This is a genomic window from Archangium violaceum, assembly GCF_016887565.1.
GTDB lineage: Bacteria > Myxococcota > Myxococcia > Myxococcales > Myxococcaceae > Archangium > Archangium violaceum_B.
Genome location: NZ_CP069396.1, coordinates 6,034,985 through 6,056,377 on the forward strand (window position 1 = coordinate 6,034,985; position 21,393 = coordinate 6,056,377).

Annotated in this window: 23 protein-coding genes; 11 read left to right on the plus strand and 12 right to left on the minus strand. The window is 65.7% G+C overall.

The window, feature by feature from the left end:
* Positions 1-6: 6 nt before the first annotated feature.
* The 6 genes from sdhB to JRI60_RS24480 all read left to right on the plus strand — a co-directional run bounded on the left by sdhB (position 7) and on the right by JRI60_RS24480 (position 6,557).
* On the plus strand, positions 7-837 hold the full coding sequence (sdhB, locus tag JRI60_RS24455) for a succinate dehydrogenase iron-sulfur subunit (protein ID WP_204228299.1): 831 nt from the start codon (positions 7-9) through the stop codon (positions 835-837).
* A 227-nt stretch (positions 838-1,064) separates the two neighbouring features.
* Entirely contained in the window at positions 1,065-2,225 is a 1,161-nt protein-coding gene (gene sucC, locus JRI60_RS24460; protein ID WP_204228300.1) for an ADP-forming succinate--CoA ligase subunit beta, read from the plus strand.
* 24 nt (positions 2,226-2,249) lie between these two features.
* Positions 2,250-3,152 carry a succinate--CoA ligase subunit alpha gene (gene sucD, locus JRI60_RS24465; protein ID WP_204228301.1) on the plus strand — a complete coding sequence of 301 codons (903 nt, stop codon included), beginning with the start codon at positions 2,250-2,252 and terminating at the stop codon, positions 3,150-3,152.
* Positions 3,153-3,188: 36 nt separating this feature from the next.
* Positions 3,189-3,632: a nucleoside-diphosphate kinase gene (gene ndk, locus JRI60_RS24470; RefSeq protein ID WP_204228302.1), complete on the plus strand. Its 444-nt coding sequence runs from the start codon at positions 3,189-3,191 to the stop codon at positions 3,630-3,632.
* 136 nt (positions 3,633-3,768) lie between these two features.
* A complete protein-coding gene (gene sbnB / locus JRI60_RS24475) occupies positions 3,769-4,782 on the plus strand; it encodes a 2,3-diaminopropionate biosynthesis protein SbnB (protein WP_204228303.1) in 1,014 nt (337 codons plus the stop codon).
* A 101-nt stretch (positions 4,783-4,883) separates the two neighbouring features.
* Positions 4,884-6,557 carry a hypothetical protein gene (locus JRI60_RS24480; RefSeq protein ID WP_204228304.1) on the plus strand — a complete coding sequence of 558 codons (1,674 nt, stop codon included), beginning with the start codon at positions 4,884-4,886 and terminating at the stop codon, positions 6,555-6,557.
* On the opposite strand, the gene JRI60_RS24485 is transcribed toward JRI60_RS24480, so the two are convergent.
* On the minus strand, positions 6,542-6,970 hold the full coding sequence (locus tag JRI60_RS24485; RefSeq protein ID WP_204228305.1) for a hypothetical protein: 429 nt from the start codon (positions 6,968-6,970) through the stop codon (positions 6,542-6,544). The genes JRI60_RS24480 and JRI60_RS24485 overlap by 16 nt on opposite strands.
* Before the next feature lie 142 nt (positions 6,971-7,112).
* On the opposite strand from JRI60_RS24485, the gene JRI60_RS24490 reads away from it, so the two are divergent.
* The 3 genes from JRI60_RS24490 (at position 7,113) to JRI60_RS24500 (ending at position 9,415) form a co-directional block, all read left to right on the plus strand.
* Positions 7,113-7,682 carry a hypothetical protein gene (locus JRI60_RS24490; protein ID WP_204228306.1) on the plus strand — a complete coding sequence of 190 codons (570 nt, stop codon included), beginning with the start codon at positions 7,113-7,115 and terminating at the stop codon, positions 7,680-7,682.
* A 92-nt stretch (positions 7,683-7,774) separates the two neighbouring features.
* On the plus strand, positions 7,775-8,527 hold the full coding sequence (locus JRI60_RS24495; protein WP_239470704.1) for a hypothetical protein: 753 nt from the start codon (positions 7,775-7,777) through the stop codon (positions 8,525-8,527).
* 87 nt (positions 8,528-8,614) lie between these two features.
* Positions 8,615-9,415 carry a hypothetical protein gene (locus JRI60_RS24500; RefSeq protein ID WP_204228307.1) on the plus strand — a complete coding sequence of 267 codons (801 nt, stop codon included), beginning with the start codon at positions 8,615-8,617 and terminating at the stop codon, positions 9,413-9,415.
* Here the strand turns inward: JRI60_RS24500 and JRI60_RS24505 are convergent.
* Positions 9,412-9,564: a hypothetical protein gene (locus JRI60_RS24505; RefSeq protein WP_204228308.1), complete on the minus strand. Its 153-nt coding sequence runs from the start codon at positions 9,562-9,564 to the stop codon at positions 9,412-9,414. The genes JRI60_RS24500 and JRI60_RS24505 overlap by 4 nt on opposite strands.
* Positions 9,565-9,831: 267 nt before the next feature.
* Between JRI60_RS24505 and JRI60_RS24510 the strand changes: the two genes are divergently transcribed.
* Positions 9,832-10,704 (plus strand): Mu transposase domain-containing protein, encoded by an 873-nt coding sequence (locus tag JRI60_RS24510; RefSeq protein ID WP_204228309.1) that lies wholly within the window; start codon positions 9,832-9,834, stop codon positions 10,702-10,704.
* Positions 10,705-10,826: 122 nt separating this feature from the next.
* Here the strand turns inward: JRI60_RS24510 and JRI60_RS24515 are convergent, their stop codons facing one another.
* Positions 10,827-11,453 (minus strand): DUF4865 family protein, encoded by a 627-nt coding sequence (locus tag JRI60_RS24515; protein ID WP_204228310.1) that lies wholly within the window; start codon positions 11,451-11,453, stop codon positions 10,827-10,829.
* Positions 11,450-11,857, minus strand: coding sequence for a tautomerase family protein (locus tag JRI60_RS24520; RefSeq protein ID WP_204228311.1), 408 nt, complete (start codon positions 11,855-11,857; stop codon positions 11,450-11,452). Before JRI60_RS24520 ends, JRI60_RS24515 begins: the two co-directional genes overlap by 4 nt.
* Positions 11,858-11,925: 68 nt before the next feature.
* Here JRI60_RS24520 and JRI60_RS24525 point away from each other — a divergent pair, with 68 nt between their 5' ends.
* The gene (locus JRI60_RS24525) at positions 11,926-12,879 is read left to right on the plus strand and encodes a LysR substrate-binding domain-containing protein (protein ID WP_239470705.1); all 954 of its coding nucleotides are present in this window, start codon (positions 11,926-11,928) and stop codon (positions 12,877-12,879) included.
* Positions 12,880-12,895: 16 nt separating this feature from the next.
* Here JRI60_RS24525 and JRI60_RS24530 read toward each other — a convergent pair whose 3' ends face one another.
* From JRI60_RS24530 to JRI60_RS24565, 8 genes are all read right to left on the minus strand, one after another.
* Positions 12,896-14,305: a DHA2 family efflux MFS transporter permease subunit gene (locus tag JRI60_RS24530; protein WP_239470706.1), complete on the minus strand. Its 1,410-nt coding sequence runs from the start codon at positions 14,303-14,305 to the stop codon at positions 12,896-12,898.
* Positions 14,306-14,363: 58 nt separating this feature from the next.
* Positions 14,364-15,596 (minus strand): cytochrome P450, encoded by a 1,233-nt coding sequence (locus JRI60_RS24535; protein ID WP_204228313.1) that lies wholly within the window; start codon positions 15,594-15,596, stop codon positions 14,364-14,366.
* A gap of 52 nt (positions 15,597-15,648) precedes the next feature.
* Entirely contained in the window at positions 15,649-15,975 is a 327-nt protein-coding gene (locus JRI60_RS24540; RefSeq protein WP_204228314.1) for a 2Fe-2S iron-sulfur cluster-binding protein, read from the minus strand.
* Between the two features lie 35 nt (positions 15,976-16,010).
* A complete protein-coding gene (locus tag JRI60_RS24545; RefSeq protein ID WP_239470707.1) occupies positions 16,011-17,321 on the minus strand; it encodes an NAD(P)/FAD-dependent oxidoreductase in 1,311 nt (436 codons plus the stop codon).
* Positions 17,322-17,367: 46 nt separating this feature from the next.
* Positions 17,368-18,063, minus strand: coding sequence for a TetR/AcrR family transcriptional regulator (locus tag JRI60_RS24550; protein WP_239470708.1), 696 nt, complete (start codon positions 18,061-18,063; stop codon positions 17,368-17,370).
* 120 nt (positions 18,064-18,183) lie between these two features.
* Positions 18,184-18,876 (minus strand): Coq4 family protein, encoded by a 693-nt coding sequence (locus tag JRI60_RS24555; protein WP_204228315.1) that lies wholly within the window; start codon positions 18,874-18,876, stop codon positions 18,184-18,186.
* Between the two features lie 40 nt (positions 18,877-18,916).
* The gene (locus JRI60_RS24560; protein ID WP_204228316.1) at positions 18,917-19,729 is read right to left on the minus strand and encodes an SDR family NAD(P)-dependent oxidoreductase; all 813 of its coding nucleotides are present in this window, start codon (positions 19,727-19,729) and stop codon (positions 18,917-18,919) included.
* Positions 19,730-19,744: 15 nt separating this feature from the next.
* Entirely contained in the window at positions 19,745-21,391 is a 1,647-nt protein-coding gene (locus JRI60_RS24565) for an SMP-30/gluconolactonase/LRE family protein (protein ID WP_204228317.1), read from the minus strand.
* Positions 21,392-21,393: the final 2 nt, after the last annotated feature.

Here is a 21,393-nt window from a genome sequence, read left to right on the forward strand (position 1 = left end):
AACGACATGGACAACGCGACCGCGCAGGCGCCTGTCAGCACCAACACCAAGCACGTCACCTTCCGCATCTGGCGCCAGGACGGCCCGGACAAGGCGGGCCGCTACGACGAATTCCGCGTTCCCTACGGCAAGGGCGCCAACGTCGTCTCCTGCCTCATGGAGATCCAGCGCAACCCCGTCACCACCGACGGCCGCAGGGTGCCCCCGGTCATCTGGGACGCCGCCTGCCTCGAGGAGGTCTGTGGTAGCTGCGCCATGAACATCAACGGGCGGGTCCGCATGGCCTGCTCGGCGCTGATCGACCGCATCATCGGGGACGGGGAGCCCATCATCACCCTGGAGCCGATGAAGAAGTTCCCGGTCACGCGCGACCTGGCGGTGGATCGCAGCCGCATGTTCGACGCGCTCAAGCGCGTGAAGGCGTGGATCAACATCGACGGCACGCACAACCTCGGCCCCGGCCCGCGTCAGTCCCCGGGTGACCAGACGGTGATGTACAAGCTGTCCACGTGCATCACCTGCGGCAGCTGCCTCGAGGCGTGCCCCCAGGTGACGATCGACAACGACTTCATCGGCGCCGCCTCCATCAGCCAGGCCCGCCTCTTCAACATGAACCCCACCGGCAAGATGAACGCCGAGGAGCGCGTCCGGGGTCTCATGGGGCCGGGCGGCATCCAGGACTGCGGCAAGGCGCAGAACTGCGTGAAGGTGTGCCCGAAGGAGATCCCCCTGACCACGTCCATCGCGGTGATGAACCGCGAGGTGACCAAGCAGGTCATCAAGGACATCTTCTTCGACCAGGAGGACGAGAAGAAGTCCGCGGGCGGTCCTGCCTAGCAGGGCAGGGGAGTGTTCGTTTCACCGCTGTTGCACGAGGCCCCGTGTCCGGCCGTTTTCCTCGGCGGGCCGGGGCCTCGGTTCTTTTCCGGTCCGCTGGTTTGGCTCTTGACAATAGGGCCTTGCCAAGCGGGCCATTCTGCGCGAGAGAGGCAGCCGCGTCGTCCCGCCCCGGGGATTTGCTCCCGGGTGCCAGTCTCGCGTCACCCGCGTCACCCGGAGCTTCGATGAAGATCCACGAGTACCAGGGCAAGGAACTCTTCCGGAAGTATGGCGTCCCCACGCCGAGGGGCATCCTCGCGCTCTCGCCCAACGAGGCCGAGGCGGCCGCCAAGGAGTTGGCGACCCCCGTGGTCGTCGTGAAGGCCCAGATCCACGCGGGTGGCCGCGGCAAGGGTGGCGGCGTGAAGCTCGCCAAGAGCCCCGCCGAGGCCAAGGAGCTCGCCAAGCAGATGCTCGGCATGAAGCTCAAGACGATCCAGACCGGGCCCGAGGGCCAGACGGTCCACAAGGTCTACATCGAGGAGGGCCTGGCCATCGGTCAGGAGCTGTACCTCGGCGTGACGCTGGATCGCGCCACCTCGCGCATCACCTTCATGGCCTCCCGTGAGGGCGGCGTGGAGATTGAAGAGGTGGCCGCCCACAGCCCGGAGAAGATCCTCCGCGAGGCGGTGGACCCGGCGGTGGGCTTCCAGGACTTCCAGGGCCGCAAGCTGGCCTTCGGCCTGGGCCTCACCGGCCCCACGGTGAACAAGTTCGTCCAGTTCTGCTCCGCGCTCTACCGCATGTACGTGGAGACGGACTCCTCCCTGGTGGAGATCAACCCGCTCGTCATCCTCAAGGATGGCGGCGTGGTGGCGCTCGACGCGAAGGTGAACTTCGACGAGAACGCCCTCTACCGGCACAAGGACCTCATCGAGTACCGCGACGTGGCCGAAGAGGAGCCTCGCGAGACCCAGGCCAAGGAGTGGGACCTGGCGTACATCGCGCTCGAGGGCAACATCGGCTGCATGGTGAACGGCGCGGGTCTGGCCATGGCCACCATGGACACCATCAAGCTGGTGGGCGGTGCGCCGGCCAACTTCCTGGACGTGGGCGGTGGCGCGAGCAAGGAGAAGGTGACGGCGGCCTTCAAGCTCATCCTCGCCGACCCGGCCGTGAAGGCGGTGCTCGTCAACATCTTCGGCGGCATCATGAAGTGCGACGTCATCGCCGAGGGCATCATCGCCGCGGCGAAGGAAGTGCAGCTCAAGGTTCCGCTCGTGGTGCGGCTCGAGGGCACCAACGTGGAGAAGGGCAAGGAGCTGCTGCGCAACTCCGGCCTCGCCATCACCCCCGCCGACAACCTCCGCCAGGCCGCTGAGAAGGCCGTCGCGGCGTTGAAGTAGTCCAGGCAGAGAAAGGTTCAAGCCATGAGCATCCTCGTCAACGAGAACACGAAGGTCCTCTGCCAGGGCATCACCGGCTCGGCGGGCTCGTTCCACTCCAAGCAGATGCTGGAGTACGGCACGAAGCTGGTCGCGGGCGTCACGCCGGGCAAGGGTGGCACCGACTTCGAGGGCAAGGTCCCTGTCTTCAACTCGGTGGCCGACGCGGTGAAGCAGACCGGCGCCAACACCTCGGTCGTCTTCGTTCCGCCCCCCTTCGCCGCCGACTCCATCATGGAGGCCGCCGACGCGGGCATCTCCCTCATCATCACCATCACCGAGGGCATCCCCGTCAACGACATGGTCCGCGCCAAGCGCTACCTGCAGGGTAAGCCGGGCGTGCGCCTGATCGGCCCCAACTGCCCCGGTGTCATCACCCCGGGCGCGAAGTGCAAGATCGGCATCATGCCGGGCCACATCCACAAGCCGGGCCGCATCGGCGTGGTGTCGCGCTCCGGTACGCTCACCTACGAGGCCGTGTTCCAGCTCACCCAGCTGGGCCTGGGCCAGTCCACCGCGGTGGGCATCGGCGGTGACCCGGTCAACGGCACGGACTTCGTGGACGTGCTGAAGCTCTTCAACGCCGACCCCGAGACGGACGCCGTCATCATGATCGGCGAGATTGGTGGCGACGCCGAGGAGCGCGGCGCCGAGTACGTGGCGCGCGAGTTCACCAAGCCCATCGCCGGCTTCATCGCCGGCCAGTCCGCTCCCCCGGGCAAGCGCATGGGCCACGCCGGTGCCATCATCTCCGGTGGCAAGGGCACGGCCTCCGAGAAGATCAAGGCGATGGAGGCCGCTGGCATCGTCATGGCCGCCAGCCCCGCCGAGCTCGGCACCACGCTGCAGGAGGCCGTCAAGCGCGGCGTCCCCAAGAAGAACCGCTAGTCCCACCTTTCACACGACACACCGAGGACCACGACAATGGCCATCGAGCGTACGCTGTCCATCATCAAGCCCGACGGGCTGCAGAAGGGCGTCATCGGCAAGATCATCTCCCGCTTCGAGGAGAAGGGTCTCAAGCCGGTCGCCATCCGCCTGCAGCAGCTCTCCCAGGCCCAGGCCGAGGGGTTCTACGCCGTCCACAAGGCGCGTCCCTTCTTCAAGGACCTGGTCAACTTCATGATCTCCGGCCCCGTGGTGCTCATGGTGCTGGAGGGTGAGAACGCCGTCCTGGCCAACCGCGACATCATGGGCGCCACCAACCCGGCCAACGCCGCCCCTGGCACCATCCGCCGCGACTTCGCCACCAGCATCGACCAGAACACGGTGCACGGCTCGGACAGCCTCGAGAACGCCAAGATCGAGATCGCGTACTTCTTCCGCGAGACCGAGATCCACGGCTACGAGTACTCCGGCAAGAAGTAGCCGCCAGGGCAACACGCCCACGACACGGCCCGGCTCCCGCGTTTCCTCGCGGGAACCGGGCCGTTGTCTTTTTCGAAAGACACCGTACTTGGAGTGAAGACGGGAATAAGATGGCGCTCCTCCCAGGAGCCACTCCATGTCCTTCGAATTCTCCATCGTCCCCGGCAAGGTCATCCACGAGATCATCCATGGCGACATCGCCGGCTGCGTCCAGCAGGTGGAGCGAGCCTATCTGCTCCATGGCGAGCGCAAGAGCGTCAACCCGGACAGCTACTTCCTGCGCTTCCCCGACAAGCCGGACGCCCGCATCATCGCCCTTCCGGCCTACCTGGGCGGGGACTACGACGTCGCGGGACTGAAGTGGATCTCCAGCTTCCCGTCCAACGTGAAGAAGGGCTTCCCCCGGGCCTCCGCCGCGCTGCTGCTCAATGACTACGAGACGGGCTACCCCTTTGCCTGTCTGGAGAGCTCCATCATCTCGGCGGCGCGCACGGCGGGCTCTGCGGTGCTGGCGGCGCAGTGGCTGAATGGAGGGCAGCGGCGCACGCGCTCGCTGGGCATCGTCGGCAATGGCCTCATCGCCCGCTACATCTACGACTTCTTCCTGAAGATGAACTGGGAGGTGGATGAGGTCTGGCTGTACGACACCACGCCCGGCGAGGCCGAGCGCTTCGCGGACAAGGTGTGCGACAAGGCGCGGCACCGCCGTGTGCACGTGGCGCCGGATCTGGCCACCACGCTGCGCTCCAGTGACATGGTGCTGCTGGCCACCACGGTGCCCACGCCCTACATCACCGACGCGAGCCTGCTGTCCCACCATCCCATCGTGCTCAACATTTCACTGCGCGACGTGTCGCCGGAGATCGTCCTCGCGAGCCACAACATCGTGGATGACGTGGAGCACGTGATGAAGGCCAACACCTCGCCTCACCTGGCGGAGAAGCTCAGCGGGGGACGCGGCTTCGTCACCGGCACACTGGCCCAGCTCATCCAGGGGGAGTGCAAGGTGGACCGCTCGCGCACCATCCTCTTCTCGCCCTTCGGGCTGGGGGTGTTGGACCTGGCGGTGGGCTCGTGGGTGTTCGAGCAGGCGAAGGCCGCCGGGAAGACCGTGGAGATCAACGACTTCTTCTACGAGCTGACGCGCTAGCCCCGGAGCAGGGGAGAGACTCCAGGAGATGAGAATTTCCTGGCAATGGAGAACTCAAGGGGATGTTGGCGATGTATGGTTTTGCTGGTTAAATTCCTGGCATGACCAAGATCAACCCCAATGTCTTCTCGGGGCAGAGGCCTCCCCGGATCAATCAGAACCGGGTGAAGAAGCAGCCCAGGACCGAGACCGGGGATGCTTCTCACGTGGTGCCCAACGTCACGGTCGACTCCTTCCTGGAGCAGGAGCCCACTGGCAAGAGCAAGGAGCTGTGGCTCGGCAAGGGCGAGCAATCGGGGCTCCGGCAGCAGCTGGCGAACGACAGCGGACGGGCGCCGAAGCAGGAGCTGGGAGAGCGGGAGGGCAAGGTCGGGCGCAACCTCGTGTACCAGCAGAGGCTTCGCACATTCGCGGGCGAAAATCGGCTCCCCATCCCCACGGTGACACAGCCCTGCGCCCCCGACATCGAGCCCACCCGATGCGTCGGCGATGCGGAGGTCGCGCGCAGGCTGACGCAGGCTCGCCTGGGTCCAGGTGAGCAACCCAGGCCCATCGCCCAGGCCACCTACATGAGTGGTGACCGCAACGCCATCTGCGCGGCGATGGTCTTCGACGAGCGGCTCAAGGTCGACATCCTCCACAAGAAGGGGGATGCCGGGGATGCCGCGGCGGCGCAGAATCTCAAGGGGTTCTACGTGGACGCGCTCAAGGCCCACGGGCTCTCTGAGGAGGCGGCATCCGCCCGCATCAAACTGGTCCCGGAAGACGACCCCCGGACGGCCTACCAGCAGCGGACGGAGTTCCCCGGCAGCTCGAGGGGAAATCTGACGCCCGGAGTCTGCACGAGCGTCGTGGCGAACGCCTTCCAGAACGACACCGTGGGCTCGAAGGAGGCGCTCAAGAAGGTCTGGCTCGGCTCGATACCGGAACAGGACCGGAAGACGCTGGATGCCTGGGTCCAGAAGAGCTTCGGGCACGTCCAGGACGGCTCCGTGCTGGTCTGGGTTCGTCAGGCGGGCACGGAGGCCAACCGCCGTCCCGAGCTGAACATGAGCGAGTTCGCCCTCGCCCAGGTGACCCATACCGTCAAGGAGCTGGGAAAGCCGTTCCACCTGGTGGGAGACCCCATCGGGAAGGAGACGGCCGACAAGCACCCGCTCATGAACTTCTGGGAGAAGATGCCCCCGGGGCTCAACGACCGCACGCACCAGCTCTACGTCATGAACAAGCTGAGCGAGCGGGGCTGCATCCTCGTGGGGATGCGCAGCGGCATCCTCGAGCCGCACGCGATGCTTGGCATGCCCACCGTCTCCATCGAAGGGGCGAGCGGCGCGAGCCGCAACGAGCGCCTGCGGCAGTACGCGGGGCGCCTTCCCTACTGGCGGCCGCTCGAGACCGTCTCCGACATCGGAGAGGGGGCGACACAGCTGCAGGCCACCCGGGAGGACCGGCGGCTGCTCAAGGACCACATCCGAGGGGAAATCCAGTCACACCTGGGGGATCTGGGACCCCAGGGACAGGAGATCCTGACGGCCCTGGACAACAAGCAGGACCCCATTCCCATCCTGGGCAAGATGAAAGGCGATCTCAGCAGGCTCATCAAGGACAAGGGAAGCGATCCCACCACCCAGCGCAAGCTCGAGCTCGTCAACTCGCTCGACGAGAAGCTCAAGCTCAGCCGTGAGCTGAAATCGGAGATCGAGCAGCACCAGTTCCAGATGGAGGAGCTCGATTATCTGAAGAAGAGCCTGCAGCAGTTCTACGGGATGTCCTGAGTCCGCGTTGCCAGGATCGGTCCGACGAGGAGCCCCTCCGCCGTCTGGGGCTCCCCGAGACGCCAGCTCTGCCCGGTGGCGCTGTAGGGGTACACCAGGAAGAGCGAGGAGGCGCGTGTCTCGACCTGGATGCCCAGGCCGGACTCGCTTCCGGACTCGAGCGTGGTGACGAGTGCGATCGCCGCCACGTCGGCCGAGCCGCTGCGTTGCTCGAGATGCCCGAGGGTGGCATCCAACAACTCGTCCCACGAGGCGCGTGGCAATTGGTCTCGCGGAAAAAAGGTTCGTGGATTGTCGCCTGCCGGGTCGAGCGTCAGCCCGAACGGGAGCACGGAGCCGTGCTTGCGGAGCAGGAGCAGGCCCGCTTCACGCGCCACATGCAGCGCCTTTCCCAGCAACTCCTCGTCATTCATGGCCGCCGTCCTCCGTGCGAATCCCGGTGGGGCCGCAGGGTACGCGAAGGGTTCTTTTACCAGAAAATAATATTTTGGGAGTCTGGCAAGAATTACAGGATTCTGCTTGACCCGATTCGCGGAATTCGATGATAACCGATAAATGAACAAAACACTCGTGTTGATGACTGTCCTGGCGATGGCTCTGGTGTCCACTGGCGCTGAAGCAGCAAACACGCTTCCAGCCAACCAGGCCCTGTATGCGGGAGATCGGCTCGTATCCGCCAATGGCGCTTATCAGCTCATCCTGCAGGCCGGTGACGGCAATCTGGTGGTGTACCGTATCGCCGACATGAAGCCGATCTGGGCGGCCTATACCTCTGGCGGCGCGATGGCGGTCATGCAACAGGATCGCAATTTCGTCGTTTATGGGAATGCGAATGGCACCAATCCCCTCTGGGCCACCAATACAGGTGGGTCTGTCGTGGATACCGGTGCCTACCTTCTCCTTACGAATACGGGCGTATTGGCGGTTGTCAATTCCGCTTCGAAGGTGCTCTGGTCGACCCCCGCGGATCCGGCGACTCAGCCGTGCCTGCCGACGATTCCCTACACGGTTTGTTTTTTCCCTGGCTCGCCGAATCAATATACCAGCACTATCTTTGCCTGTAATTACGCCGACGCCGTGAATCGTGCGGCAATGTCTGGCGGCCGCCTGGGGGCTTGCTTCTAGGAGCTTGTCGGAGAACCCCACCGTAGCGGTCTTTATCGCCATGTCAGCCCCTCCTGGCTCCCTCCCCAACCTTGCACTGCACCGGGAGGAGCATGCTGGACATGAAAGAGAGTGAACCCAGGATGCGGAGTACCTTGGGGCTGGCGGGCTTTCTCCTGGTGCTCGTGGCGGCCCTCGGTGCCCAGGCGGAGCCGCCCCCCTCCACGTTCCCTGGCCGAAAGCCGGACTCCAGAGAGCCCTGGGGCGCTTTTCTTGGCAAGGCCGCTCATGAGGTCATTGGCATAGAGTACACTTTGCAGCACCCCTCCAGCGTCGTCTTCCTCAACACCGCCAGCCTTTCAACCATTGTGAAGGAGGGGAGGTTGGGGGACCCCGAGCGTCTTACAGAACGCGTGAGGCTCTTGCGCCCGGACATCACCGATACCCGCCTCCTCGTGTTGTTCGAGATCAAGCCGAACGGTGAGGAGTCGCACAGGGAAGGGAGAGAACAGGCGGGACGCTACCTGGCGGCGCTCAATGAGGCCGTCAAGCCTGGCAAGAAACTCGTGGGAGGCACTGGCTTCGAGGGGTCCCTCTTCCTCGAATTCGAGAACGGGGGAGCACTCTGGCAATTGTCCTGGCGCACGCCAGAGCCTGGAGTGACTCTGTACCGCTGGAGCTACCGGCGCAAGAAGCCCAATGCCTCCTGGAAGGAGCGGGCGGCCCAGAAGGTGGAGGAGTTGCCCGTGGAAGAAATAGCGCAGCGCGCTGAGTTGGCCGAGCAGGCGATCCGGGCTGCCTATGAAGGGGGCGAACGACCCAAGGGATTCCAGGGCCAGGTCTACCTGCCTGTGGACTGTCGCTGAGCGGGCGGGAGGCGTCTGCCGCCCTCGGAGCGAGCGAAGTGCCTGGCGCTTGAGGTGTTCCTGGCCGCGGTGTTAGGGCGAAAAGCCATGACCACGGAACACTCCCCGGTGCTCGAGTTTCCAGCGATGCTTTACGGCACCACCGCCGCCATCCTCCGCAAGGTGAGAGCCGAGGGCCACTGGTGGGCCCGGGAGTACCTCAAGACCGGTGTCTTTCCCCAGCCTCGGCAGATGCGCCAGGTGCCGCCCGGCGAAGTCCTGGTGGTGCGCCCAGGGGCCGAATTCGGCTTGAACCACCCACGCTGGTGGATGCACATGTTCGTCGGCGTCTTCACCAGCTTGGACGAATGCGTCCAGAAGGAGGAGCGTCAACGCACTGAAGATGCCTTCGAGTCCTTCTGCCTGAGTACTCCTTGGGGGGCCCTCTACCATGCTGTGTCTCCGCCCCCCTTAAGGAGCGCTGAGCGCATGGCGAACCGGCTCGCCGCGGTGCTCCGCTTCTGGGATGTGCTCCAGGGCCTTCGCTATGCGTTCTGGTTCGGTAGGAAGTACACGCTGGAAGAACTCATGGAGGATATCTACCGCAAGACCCTGGAGGCATGGTGCCCTGGAGGCCCTGCCTCGGTCCGCGAGCACATGGCCCTGACGGTGGAGCGCATGTCTCACGCTACCCGAGACGATTGTCTGGAGGCCGTGCTCCGGGTGATTCCTGTCCTGGTGAAGGTGGACACCGACTTGAAGCACCGCGAGGTGCTCAGCGACCCGGGCTTCCTGCGCGATCGTCTCTGTGCGCTTCCCCTGGAGGACTTCGAGGATTTATCCAGCGCCTACAAGTACACGGTGGCCGTACAGTTGGCTGCCTGGGACAGGGAGTTGGGACGGCATTAGACGCCGGTGACCTCGCTGTAGGCCGAGGTTCCCGCGTGGTCGGAGGAGACGTGCTCTAGATAGCCGAAGACGGCCCGGCTGACACGTGCGACGAGTGTCGCGTCGTCGCGCTCGCCGCGGTCTCCCGCGGAGTCGACAAGGCCCTTCACGATCGCCAGGAGATCGCTGGCGACGAACGGGGCTCGAAATGTCCCCCCCTGCGCGCGTCGGCCCATCGTGAGCACCAGGATCGGAGCATCGTGATCAGCGGGCCAAGGGGCCCGAGGACTACGCTGGAGGTCAGGTGGTTCGCCCTACGGGGCCCGTCGGCTGGTAGCAACCGGACGCGGGAGGGCGGGCGAGCCGAGCGAGCACGCTGGACGGCATTCGTCGACGGCCCTCCGTCAGGAGGGCCGATGGCCACGGAGCGACTGTCCATGCGTCACATACGAGAAGTGCTACGGCAGAAGTGGGAGCAGAAGAGAAGCCACCGGGAGGTGGCCAGCAGCCTGGGAATCAGCGCGGGAGCGGTGGGGAGCGTGCTGGCGCGCGCCACGGCCGCGAAGCTGAGCTGGGAGCAGGTGGAGCAGATGAGGGAGGAGGAGCTGGAGGAGCGGCTGTATGGCGTCGCGCCGAAGCCCGCGGCCCAGCGGCCCCTGCCCGACCCGGTGTACATCCACACGGAGAGAAAGAAGCCCGGCGTCACGCTGGAGTTGTTGCACCTGGAGTACCTGGAGAAGCATCCGGACGGGTACCGCTACACGCAGTTCTGCGAGTACTACCGGCAGTGGCTGGCCAGAAACCGGCTCACCATGAGGCAGGAGCACCGGGCGGGAGAGAAGCTCTTCATCGACTACTCGGGAAACAAGCCGCACCTGGTGGACTCAAATACGGGCGAGCGCGTGGAGGTGGAGCTGTTCGTGGCGGTGCTGGGGGCCTCCAACTACACGTACGCGGAGGCCACGCGCACGCAGCGAGGGCCGGACTTCATCGCCAGCCACCAGCGCTGTTTCATGTACCTCGGCGGCGTGCCGGGAGCGCTGGTGCCCGACCAGCTCAAGAGCGGGGTGACGCGAGCGTGCCGCTTCTACTCGGTGCCGTACGCGCTGGTGCACCAGGTGCTGGAGGCGCGGGTGACGGCCACCACGGTGGAGCTGTACCAGCGCGGCGAGCGCGTGGCGAGCCACGTGCGCAGCGACGAGCGGGGCCGGCACACCACGCAGCCCGAGCACATGCCCAAGGCGCACCAGAAGCACTGGGTCGGTTGCCGCCACCTTGTCTGGGTGACGTCCGAAGGCCCTTCCTTGTGACGAGTAGGGGGCGGAGGCGGCTCGCGACCGAGGGGGGAGCTCAGCCAGTTCATCCTGTGGTCCAACCCTGCCTCATGTAGGCCGGGGAGGGCAATTTCCCCGGCCTACCTGCTACGGGTTGGCTACTTCACAGCGTAGAACAGGTCGTCGTGGTCGGGAGAAGATGAACCGCACGTGTGCGGGCCTACAGCCAGGGACACGTGCCCGACTGAGTAGAGATGGCGGTCCTCGAGCCCGTGGTTGGAGGGAAGCTCGGCCCAGAGCTGAAAGCGCACCAGGGTCCAGGTGGTCGGCTCGAAGCCGACGAGTGACGCCAGCGCGCCGTCATCGTGCACGCGGTTCTTCGCGCGTCCGGTTTCGGAAGCGCGCAGGGCATCGAGCGCGGCATGGGGCGGGATGGGAACCGTTTCGCGTGAGGCGAAGCGCGCCTCCGCGATCCTCGGCGACACTTCCGCATGCCATACGGACCAGGTCTTCACGGACGGCCAGCCGAACGATTGCGTCAGGCCGACGAAGCCCGGTCCGCTCAGGAACTCGTTCATCCCCGCGGGTGACTTCCAAAGGTAGAAGGGTGCATACAGGTTCTCGGAGTCCGACGGCTGCCGCGCCTTCTTTCGAGCGCTGAGATAGGCCTTGAACACCAGCTCTGGGAAGCCATCCATGAGGTGGCCCTTTTCGGCGATGCGGCGGTCGACAATCGACATGTCGTAGTCGGCGGGCAGAACGAAGCTGTATTGCATGGCAATCATCGTGAATCCTCTTGAAGGGTGGAATTGGGCACCGCCGCGATTCCGCGCCCGAACGACCAGTCCTCGGCCTCGGTGGTGTTGACGACCACCATGATGTCCTCCGGCCGGATGCCGGGCGCATCGGCCAGCAGTTCCGCCAGCCGCTGATAGAAAGCCTGCTTGACGCCGCGCGTACGGCGTCTGCCCGCCGTAATGCAGACCAGGACGTAGTTGTCGGAACGCGGGCCGCACAGGTAGTGCCGGTCGAACACCAGTTCTTCCGGTTCATGCTGATGAATGATTTGAAAACGATCGTCCGGTGGCACCTCGAACGCCTCGACCAGCGCGCGGTGCACGTTGTCGGACAGCGCCTTCAAGAACGTCGGCGATCTTCCTCTGAGCAGCGAAATACGGGCCAGGGGCATGGCGTGCATCTCCGGTTTCGTGCCGTCAACGGCTTTCGAGTGGATTGACGGCGAAAAGCTAGTGCGCCATGTTGATCAAGAAAATCGGGAACTTTCGAATCGATGATTCGAAAAAGCGGGATGGTTGCATGCGCAAGGTGAATTTCGATCTGGATGCGTTGCGCAGCTTCAGCACCGGCATGGAGCTCGGCAGCTTCGCCAAGGCCGCCGACAAGCTGGGCCGCTCGACCTCCGCCATCAGCGCGCAGCTGAAGAAGCTGGAGGAGCAGGCGGGCACGCCGATCTTGCGCAAGGAAGGGCGGGGCCTGGGTCTGACGGACGCCGGCGAGGTGCTGCTCGGTTATGCGCGCCGCATCCTGGAGCTGAATGACGAGGCGTGGATGGCGCTGGGCGGCCTGGAGCTGGAGGGATGGGTGCGGCTCGGCATGCAGGAGGACTTCGGCGAACACCTGTTGTCCGACGTGCTGGGGCGCTTCGCTCGCAGCCATCCGGGAGTGCGTATCGAAGCGAAGATCGCGCGCAACGGGGAGCTGATGACGCAGGTGCGGACGGCGAAGCTCGACCTGGTGCTTGCGTGGCAGGCGGGAAACGATATCCCGCATACGGAGTCGGTTGGCACGTATCCGCTGCAGTGGATCGGACCTGCCGACCGGCCGCTGGGACCCTGGCGCGAACGCGGCGGGCCGGTGCCCCTGGTCGCCTTCGAAGCGCCGTGCCTGATGCGCAGCATGGCGACCGAAGCGCTGGACCGCGCCGGCATTCCGTGGCGGCTCGTGTTCACGAGTCACAGCCTCGGCGGCGTCTGGGCGGCCGTCGCCGCGGGGCTGGGTGTCACGGTGCGCACGCGTTTTGGCATGACACCGGGCTTACGTGTCCTGAGCCCCGAAGAATACGGTCTGCCGAAGCTGCCCGCGCTCGGTCTTGCCATTCATCGCGCCGAAGCCGAGCCCGCGCCGGTTTGCCGACGGCTGCATGAAATCATGCGTGAGAGCATCGCGGAACTGGAAGGCCGGCTTCGGTAGGCCTTCCTCCACGGCCCTATCGTGCTTCCACGGGGGCCGGGAACATCCTCGGCTTCTTGCGGATTCCCAGGCTGAGGGGCACCGCCACCAGGGCGATGACCGTGGCCACCAGGTAGACGTCGTTGATGCCCTCCACGAACGAGAACAACTCGATCTGACGGCGCTCCGTCATCCCCTGCTGCATGAGCACCTGCGCCTCCCGGGCCGTGAAGGTGGACAGGAGCGACGTGAAGATGGCGATCGAGAATGCCCCGAACACGTTTCGCAACCAGTTGCTGATGGAGGAGGCGTGGCCGCTCAGCTCGCGGGGAATCTGCTCCATGCCCGCGTTGCTGGCCGGCATCATGGACAGAGAGATGCCCACGTTGCGCACCAGCATCCACACCACCATGTAGGAGCGTGGAATCTCCGGCGTCAACCGGCTCAAGGCATACGTGCCTCCCGCGATCAGCAGGACGCCGGCCGCCATGAGCGTGCTCGGTCCGAGCGGGCCATACAGGCGCCCGACCAGGGGCATCAGGAGCGCCATGGCCAGGGAGGCCGGAAGGAGGATCAATCCGGTCTCGAGCGGCGTCACGCCCTGGATCTTCTGCAGGAACAGGGGCACGAGGAACGCGCCCGAATACAGGCTGATCGTGATGATGCTCGAGATGATCAGCGTCACCACATAGCGGCCGTTCGTGAGCACGCGCAGGTCGAGCAGCGGAGCGCTCGTCCGCAATTCCCTGACGACGAAGACGATCAGTGACAGCGTCCCGAGCAGGAACAGGGACACGGTCTTCACATCGGTCCACCCCCAGCCCCTCCCCTGGCTCAGGGCGACCAAGAGCGACAGGGTACCGGTGATGACGGTGAGCAGCCCGGGGAGATCGAACGCCTTCGGGGCCTGCAGGCGGTAGAAGGGAATGGTCCGCACGGCCAGGCCCACGGCGACGAGGCCGAGCGGAACGTTGATGAAGAACAGCCACCGCCAGTTGCCCAGGGTGATCAACCAGCCCGCGAAGGTCGGCCCGAACGCGGGAGCGAGGCTCGCCGACAGGCTCCAGAGACTGGCGGCCAGCGCCTGCCGTTCCCGTGGAACGAGCTGGTAGATGAGCGTCATGGTCACGGGCATGATGGCGCCGCAGAACGCGCCTTGCAGGAACCGGAAGACCACGAGCGAGCGCGCATCCCAGGCCACCCCACACAGCACGGACGTCAGGAGGAAGCCCACCAGGCTGGCCACGTACACCCATTTGAAGCTGAAGCGTCCGCCGAGATAGCCGGTGAGCGGAGCGCTCGTCCCCATGGCGAGCATGAAGCCCGTCAGGGTCCACTGCAGCAGGGACAGGTCGGCACCGAAATGTCTCTGCAGCTCGGGGATGGCGATCGTGATCGTGCTCGAGCCCAGCACGGACATGAACGACCCGACGAAGAGGGCGGACATGAACGGCCAGAATCGGGTGGCTTTCGGCTCTTCAGATGGGTGCATGGGGGACTCGTTATTACCAGACCAGCGGCAGGCTCGTGACGGCCAGGTTGAAGCCACCCACGAACCGCGGCTTGTTCTGGGGGTCCAGACGGAATGGCGGTACGCGCTTCAACCACTCCTGGTAGAACACCTTCATCTCCAGGCGGGCCAGATTCAGCCCGACGCACCGGTGCGGACCCGTGTTGAACGTCATGTGCTGCTCCGTCCGGCCCAGCATGAACTGCTCGGGGTTGGGGAACACCGCGTCGTCGTAGTTGGCCGCTGGCAGGAGCAGGAACACCATGTCCCCCTGCTTGAACTGGACGCCATGGCAGACCTCGTCGCGCATCACCCGCCGGGGCGTGGACGCGACGCCATAGAGCCGCAGCAGCTCCTCGATGGCTCCAGGCAGGAGGCTGGGGTCGGCCCGGAGCTTCGCCTGCAACTCCTGATCGCGCGCCAGGTGCCGGACACCAAAGCTCAGGGCATTCACCACGGTCTCCAGCCCCCCGAGGAACAGGGTGATGCTGTAGCCCAACATCTCCTGGAACGTGGGGCTGCGGCCGTTGATGTTCGCGTCGAGCAGCCGGCTGATCAGATCATCCTCGCGCTTCTCCTGCCGGGCCTTGATGGTCTCCGCGAGAATCCCCGCGATGCGTTTGAAGGTCGCCTCGCGCGTCGCGTGATCCACCGTGGCGGACGTCGCCTGCGTGGCCAGGTGACGGAACTCCGCGAGGCGGTTGGTCGGCATGCCGGCCAGCTTCATGAACAACGTGACGGGCAGCGGCTCGGCGATGTCCGAGAAGAAATCGCAGCGCCCCGCGCCGAGCACCTTGTCGATGAGCTCGTTCGTCATCTCCCGGATCGACGTCTCGAGTCCGGAAACGGCCTTGGCCGACAGCGGCTGGTTGAGCGGCGTGCGGTACGCCGTGTGCTGCGGTGGATCCACCGCGATGGGCAGCATCACCAGGCTCGGCTGCGAGTCCTTGTGTTCCGCCGAGTGCTCCCCCGACATCATGAAGGCGTTGCTGTAGACCTCCGGGTTCATCGTGATGTCCACGATCGCCTTCTTCCGGGTCACGAACCACTGACCACCATTGAGCGGGGAGAAGAAGATGGGCGGGGCCTCGAGGATGAGCGAGCGCATCCGGGCGTGCGGATCCTCGAGCATCCGCGGATCCCTGGCGTTGTCGTATTCGTAGACCAGCTCCGGCGGGATGTGCGCGGGAATCTTGTCCAGCTTCTGACCGCTACTGAAGGAACTCATGTTCGAACCTCCGTGGCTGTTTGGAGAAAAAACGCGGGAATCTGTCGGGTCCTCACTCGCCCGTCTGCGAGACGGGAAGCCGGACCACCAGCCCATCCAGCGCGGGCGTCACCTTGATCTGACAGGTCAAACGGCTGTTGGGCTGCACGTGGAAGGCGCACTCGATCATTCCCTCTTCCGCCGCATCGGGCGGGGGGATCTTCTTCAGCCAGGCGTCATCGACGTAGCCGTGGCAGGTCGCGCAGTTGGCGAAGCCTCCGCACTCGGCGACGATGCCCGGCACGAGGTTGTCCATCGCCACCTGCATGACGGACTGCCCCTCCTGCGCCGTGACCTCGTGCTGCTTCCCACTCGCTTCGATGAATGTGACCTTCGCCATATATCCTCCTGGATCCTCGTGGGGGTTGACTGTCTTCACGCGGCGATGCTGGCGAGCGGGACGGCCACGTCACCCAGACGGGCCGCATCCACCTCCGCCCGGCTCGACACCAGCCGCCTCGCGGCCATGAACTCCGCGGGCCGGCCGATGACATCCGCGGCGATGACCCGTCTGTCCTTGAGATAGAAGGCCGAGAATTCCTTGCCCTCGGCGGAGCTCCGCGTGACGCACTGCTCGTAGCCCGTGGAGAGCCCCACCATCTGCAGCTTCAAGCCGTACTGGTCCGACCAGAACCAGGGAATGGCGGAGGAGGGCTCCCGCTTGCCCATCAGCGTGGCCGCCGCGACGCGCGCATGCTCGATGGCATTGGGCACGGATTCCAGACGGATGCGTCCGCCCGTGTAGGCGCTGGGCTGATTGGCGCAGTCCCCGATGGCGAGGATGTTCGGATCGGCCGTACAGGCGTACTCGTCCACGACGATGCCATTGTCGACGGCCAGGCCCGCCGCGGAGGCCAGCTCCGTGTTGGGGATGAGGCCGATTCCCACCAGCACCAGATCGGCCTCGAGCCGCTCCGGCACGCCGTGACACGCGAAGCCCACCCCGCGCACCTGGCGCCGCGCCTCGTCGAGCTCCAGGCTCCGCACCTCGCACGAGAGCCGGAGCTCCACGCCCCGCTCGCGGTGGAGCTTCTCGATGAACGAGGACACCTCCGGCCCCGTCACCCGGGAGAGCAGGCGAGGCGCCGCCTCCAGCAGCGTCACCCGCAGCCCGAGCTGCACGGCCACGGCCGCGACCTCGAGCCCCACGTAGCCTCCTCCGACGATGACCAGGTGGTTGCCGGGGACGAACCTCCCGCGCATCGCCTCGATGTCGGAGATGGACCGCACGGAGAACAGGTTCTCGAGCCGGGCACCCTCCAGCCCGGGAAGACTCAAGGGACGTGCCCGGCCTCCCGTGGCCAGAACGAGCTTGTCGTAGGCCAGCCGGCTCCCATCCCCGAGTGAGACTTCCCGCGCGGCACGGTCGATGGCCTCGACGCGTGTGCCGGATTTGAGCTCGATGTCGAAGCGCTCATAGGTCGCCAGCGGCTTGAGGTAGAGGTCGGTCAGCGCCACCTTTCCCTGCAGGAACCCCTTCGACAGCGGAGGCCGCTGGTAGGGCGGATGGGCCTCGTCTCCCAGCAGGAGGACGCGCCCCTTGTAGCCCTGCTTTCGCAAGCCGGCGGCCAGCTCGCCACCAGCCTGGCCGGCTCCCACGATGACGATGCGCTCTTCCATGGCCACGACGTTCCTCTCTCGTCCGAGCAGCACCCCGACGTCGCCGACGTGCCGCTCCGCATTCATTTGGAGATGTTGACTTTGCTGGGTGTGCCGTTTCCGTTCAGCGAGGTCACCGCCAGGAGGAGACGGGGGCCAGCCATAGTCCGACGATTGCGTCGATCAGTCCGTCCGCGGTGGACGTCCACGTCGAGCGGGGGTTCGCGGTGCCTGCCTGCAGCGCACGTTCCCGCTCGGCGCACAGGTGCACGAGCATCAACCGGCCCATGTCGTTACGCTCCTGCCGCACGTCCTCGGGCAGACGGGGGATCAGCCGGAACATGCCCTCGAGGGCCTGCTGCAACGACCGCGAGGTGGATGCCTCTTTGAACACGCGCTCGCGCAAGGAGGGATGGGTCGACACCTGGGCGACGAACCGCGCGTACCAGGAGGGGATGCCCAGTGAGGCGAGGTGCTGGGTGGTGGGCCGCACGAGACAGGACACCCAGTCGCGCAGGTCGGGCGAGTTGGAGATCTCCGCGAGCATCTCGGTACGTCGCAGCTCCAGCGACTCGGCGTGGCGGCGCGCGATCGCCAGGATGAGCTCTTCCTTGGAGCCGAAGTGGTAGCTGACGGCGGAGTTGTTGGACTGGCCCGCTGCCTCGCTCACCTGACGGTTGGAGACTGCCTCCACTCCATGCTCGGCGAACAGGCGCTCGGCGGTGACGAGGAGAAGCTCGCGAGTCTCGCTGCCCCGGTCGGATTTGCTCGAGCTCACGAGAGCACCGGGACCCTTTCGCAGGACCTGCTTGCTGTCGTCGGCACTCATCGTGACTCCGGGGGGTTGGCCTGTCTTCAGGCCCATGTGAGAAGAATTAAGTCGAGTGACTGAAAAAGTCAACTGACTTAAATCGAGGCCTGATGAGCGGATGCGGGAGGCTCAGCCGAGTCAGTTCAGCTGCCTGGCGGGTGCGCACAGCCGCTCGCGCAGAGTGGCTACGGGGGTCTCCCAGTGGTGCTCGAACCAGAAGTCGAGGAACAGCGGGGCCGCGCGGCCCCGGTGGTGCGCGGCCTTCACCCGCCGCAGGTACTCGGACCTTCCGACGCCAGACTGTGGCTCCTTGAATTGTCCGAGCGTGCCGATCAGCAGGATGAGCACCGCGGTCCGGATGCCCAGGTTGCCCAGGGCGTACGCCTGCAGCTCCATCTCGCCCACCACGTCCGTGCCGTAGCCCGTCAGCAGGTGCAACACGTCGTGTGTCTCGCGGTAGCGCTTGGAGATGAAGTCGACGTCGTTCTTGATCTCGAGCGTCGTCTCGAAGGGCGAGATCTTGTTGTCGCGGAAGTAGCGCGCGTACGCATGGCCGAGCGTTCCCTCGGGCAGGCGCTCGAGCGCGTCCAGGTCCAGATCCTTGCTCTGCAGGGAAGGGCGCTCGGACAGCATGCGGCGCCCGTCCTCGGTGAGCTGGAGCCGCTGGACAAGCGATGCGTAGACGTTGAGGTCCAGGCTGGCTTGGATCGCCTGGCCATAGGTGGGATTCCCCTCGTTGCCTCTGACCAGTTTCAGGGCTGTGAGTGCCACGCGCAGGCGGGTGAACAGGGAGGCGTTCTCGGGCAGGGTCAAGGTCTGGGCGTCGATCATGGGGCGGTCTCGTTGGGTAGGGACTGGGTTTGGGGGCGACCTACTTCGGCAACAAGGCGCTCATCTGGTTGTAGATGAACCGCGCCGCGCGCTGGGGGTTCAGTCTGTAGATGGCATCCATGAGCCTGGCATCGGATCCCACCATGACGCGGTAGCGGTCGTTCTCGATGCCCTCGAGGATGATCTGCGCGGCCTTGCCAGGCGCCAGCACCTTGGGCGTCGGCCCGTCTCGGCGATTCTCCTGCTGGAGGTCCATCTTCACGCCAGAGTTCACCACGATGTTCGTTCCAATCGCCCCCGGGAAGACGACCGTGACCTTCACGTTCGTCCCCAGGAGCTCCGAGCTCAGGCCCTCCGTCAGCAGCTTCACGGCCGCCTTGGCCGCCCCGTAGATGGTCTGCCCCGGCACGGGCAGGAATCCACCCATGCTGGAGATGTTCGTGATGTGCGCCTCCGGGCGTGCGAGCAGGTGCGGCAGGAACGCCTTGGTCATGTAGAGCGTTCCGAACAGGTTGACGTTGATCACCCGTTCGATCGCCGCGTAGTCGAGATCCTTCAACCTGACGAAGGGTTGAATGATGCCGGCGTTGTTGATGATGCCGTCGACAGCCCCGAAGCGGGAGATGACCTGGTCCGGGAGCGCATCCACCAGGGCCCGGTCCGTGATGTTCAGGGTGTAGGTGGCCAGCCTGTCCCGGTTCTTCCCCGCCAGCGCGAGGGTCTCCTCGAGGGCGGACGCGTTGATGTCAACGGCGGCGACGCTCGCGCCCTTCGACAGAAGAGCCAGCACGAGCTCCCTGCCCATGCCATTTCCGCCGCCGGTCACGACGACAACCTTGTTCTGGACCTTCATTGCCGTGTTCTCCTCTCAACGCGCCGGAACGAACCGATACAGGGCGCTCTCGATATCGGACGACAGGTAGATGGTGCCCGAGCCGCCCACGGCCACCCCGGTGGGGATGTAGCCCGGCGGCAGGCCCTCGCTCTCGGGCAGGCCGATGCGCAAGCCGCTCGCGAGCACGGTGGAGCGCCCCGTGGCCGGATCGATGCGCACCAGCTGCTTTCGGCCCACCTCGGCGACGATCAATCCGCCGTCCGGATGCCGGGCGATGCCCTCCGGGGCCTTCAGTCCCTTGGCCACCGTGCGCCGGGCTCCATCCGACAGACGCACCCGGGTCACCCGTCCCGAGCGCACCTCCGTGACGTACACCCCCGGCTCCTCCGCCTCCGTGTCGGCCACGAGTCCAACGGGCCCCTCCAGGCCCCTGGTCAGCACCGTGGTCCCCGCGGGCTCCGCGGCATCCACCCGCACGAGCCGGCCCGTGGTGGCCTCGGCGACGAGCAGCGTGCCATCGGGCAGCTCGAGCGCGCCCTGGACACCATTCGTGTTCGGAATCGTCCGCAGCACCTCTCCGGAGGTCCGATCCAGGACCTGCACGCTGCCCAGGTAGGCACTGCTCAGCACCACGTGCTTCGCGCCCAGCGCCACATTCATCGGGAAGGTCATCCGTGAGGAGAGGACCCGGGTCGTCTGGTTTATCTTCCCATCACGCCCTCCCACCCGCCGGAAGGCATACACATCCGCCACGTACAGCTGCTCGTCCGGATCATCCGGCGCGACGGCGAGGCCGGAGGGCACGCTCAAGCGCGCCTCGACGAGGGGCCGGACGGAGCCATCGGCGGGATTGACCACGTGGATGTCGTTGTCCACCATGTTGGACACGTACACCTGGTCATCGGGACCGACCGCCAGGTTGTCGAGCCCGGTGGGCAGCTTCGCGACGACTTCCTTGTCTCCCGTGGGCAACCGGACGCGGATCAGCTCGCCCCGCACCGAGTCAACCACGTAGAGGTTCTCGCGGCGCGAGTCGAAGTTGGTGGCGACCGGCATCGCGAAGCCCCCGGCCACCACCTCGATGGACCCCGTGTCCACGTCCACCCGGACGATCTGCCCCTTCATCAGGAGCGGGCCGTACAGCTTGTCGTCCGGACCGAACTCGAAGCCGTTGAGCATGCCGTGCCCGGAGAGGATCCGCCGAGGCGGCTTGCTCCCGCGCGGATCCACCTCCAGGAGCGCATCCACCCCGCGGCCGAGCTGGGTGATGTAGAGCCTGCCGTCGCGGCGGAAGGCCAGCGAGTTGAGGCCCGGCAGCTCCTTGGCGATGACGCGCGTCTTTCCATCCGGAGTGCGCCGCATCAACCGGCCGGAGAAGAATCCGGTCCAGTAGACGGAGCCATCGGGCCCCAGGGTCACATCATCCGCGCCACCCAGCGGAGGCCCCACCAGGGTGGACACTGCTCCACTGGCCAGGTCGATGGAGTGGACCGTCTGGCCGAGCAGATTGCTGGCCAGCAGGTGCCCCTTGCCATCGACGGCCATTCCATGGACGCCCTGGAAGGGAGAGCCGGCCACCACCACTTCCTGGCGATAGGCCGGTGGTGGTGGGGCGGCCAGGGTCTGGGTGCTCGCCATCAACACGCAGGCGATCAGGGACTTGTAGGAGAATCGATGCATGG

Bases quoted from the DNA above. Each gene is read 5' to 3' on its own strand.
- JRI60_RS24480 (WP_204228304.1), top strand. From the start codon at position 4,884: ATGACCAAGATCAACCCCAATGTCTTCTCGGGGCAGAGGCCTCCCCGG.
- sucD (WP_204228301.1), top strand. From the start codon at position 2,250: ATGAGCATCCTCGTCAACGAGAACACGAAGGTCCTCTGCCAGGGCATC.
- JRI60_RS24490 (WP_204228306.1), top strand. From the start codon at position 7,113: ATGAACAAAACACTCGTGTTGATGACTGTCCTGGCGATGGCTCTGGTG.
- JRI60_RS24550 (WP_239470708.1), bottom strand. From the start codon at position 18,063: ATGAGTGCCGACGACAGCAAGCAGGTCCTGCGAAAGGGTCCCGGTGCT.
- JRI60_RS24555 (WP_204228315.1), bottom strand. From the start codon at position 18,876: ATGATCGACGCCCAGACCTTGACCCTGCCCGAGAACGCCTCCCTGTTC.
- JRI60_RS24535 (WP_204228313.1), bottom strand. From the start codon at position 15,596: ATGAGTTCCTTCAGTAGCGGTCAGAAGCTGGACAAGATTCCCGCGCAC.
- JRI60_RS24520 (WP_204228311.1), bottom strand. From the start codon at position 11,857: ATGCCCCTGGCCCGTATTTCGCTGCTCAGAGGAAGATCGCCGACGTTC.
- JRI60_RS24545 (WP_239470707.1), bottom strand. From the start codon at position 17,321: ATGAATGCGGAGCGGCACGTCGGCGACGTCGGGGTGCTGCTCGGACGA.
- JRI60_RS24485 (WP_204228305.1), bottom strand. From the start codon at position 6,970: ATGAATGACGAGGAGTTGCTGGGAAAGGCGCTGCATGTGGCGCGTGAA.
- JRI60_RS24500 (WP_204228307.1), top strand. From the start codon at position 8,615: ATGACCACGGAACACTCCCCGGTGCTCGAGTTTCCAGCGATGCTTTAC.
- JRI60_RS24540 (WP_204228314.1), bottom strand. From the start codon at position 15,975: ATGGCGAAGGTCACATTCATCGAAGCGAGTGGGAAGCAGCACGAGGTC.
- JRI60_RS24560 (WP_204228316.1), bottom strand. From the start codon at position 19,729: ATGAAGGTCCAGAACAAGGTTGTCGTCGTGACCGGCGGCGGAAATGGC.
- JRI60_RS24510 (WP_204228309.1), top strand. From the start codon at position 9,832: ATGCGTCACATACGAGAAGTGCTACGGCAGAAGTGGGAGCAGAAGAGA.
- sdhB (WP_204228299.1), top strand. From the start codon at position 7: ATGGACAACGCGACCGCGCAGGCGCCTGTCAGCACCAACACCAAGCAC.
- JRI60_RS24565 (WP_204228317.1), bottom strand. From the start codon at position 21,391: ATGCATCGATTCTCCTACAAGTCCCTGATCGCCTGCGTGTTGATGGCG.
- JRI60_RS24525 (WP_239470705.1), top strand. From the start codon at position 11,926: ATGTTGATCAAGAAAATCGGGAACTTTCGAATCGATGATTCGAAAAAG.
- JRI60_RS24530 (WP_239470706.1), bottom strand. From the start codon at position 14,305: ATGTCCGCCCTCTTCGTCGGGTCGTTCATGTCCGTGCTGGGCTCGAGC.
- sucC (WP_204228300.1), top strand. From the start codon at position 1,065: ATGAAGATCCACGAGTACCAGGGCAAGGAACTCTTCCGGAAGTATGGC.
- JRI60_RS24495 (WP_239470704.1), top strand. From the start codon at position 7,775: ATGCTGGACATGAAAGAGAGTGAACCCAGGATGCGGAGTACCTTGGGG.
- JRI60_RS24515 (WP_204228310.1), bottom strand. From the start codon at position 11,453: ATGATTGCCATGCAATACAGCTTCGTTCTGCCCGCCGACTACGACATG.
- sbnB (WP_204228303.1), top strand. From the start codon at position 3,769: ATGTCCTTCGAATTCTCCATCGTCCCCGGCAAGGTCATCCACGAGATC.
- ndk (WP_204228302.1), top strand. From the start codon at position 3,189: ATGGCCATCGAGCGTACGCTGTCCATCATCAAGCCCGACGGGCTGCAG.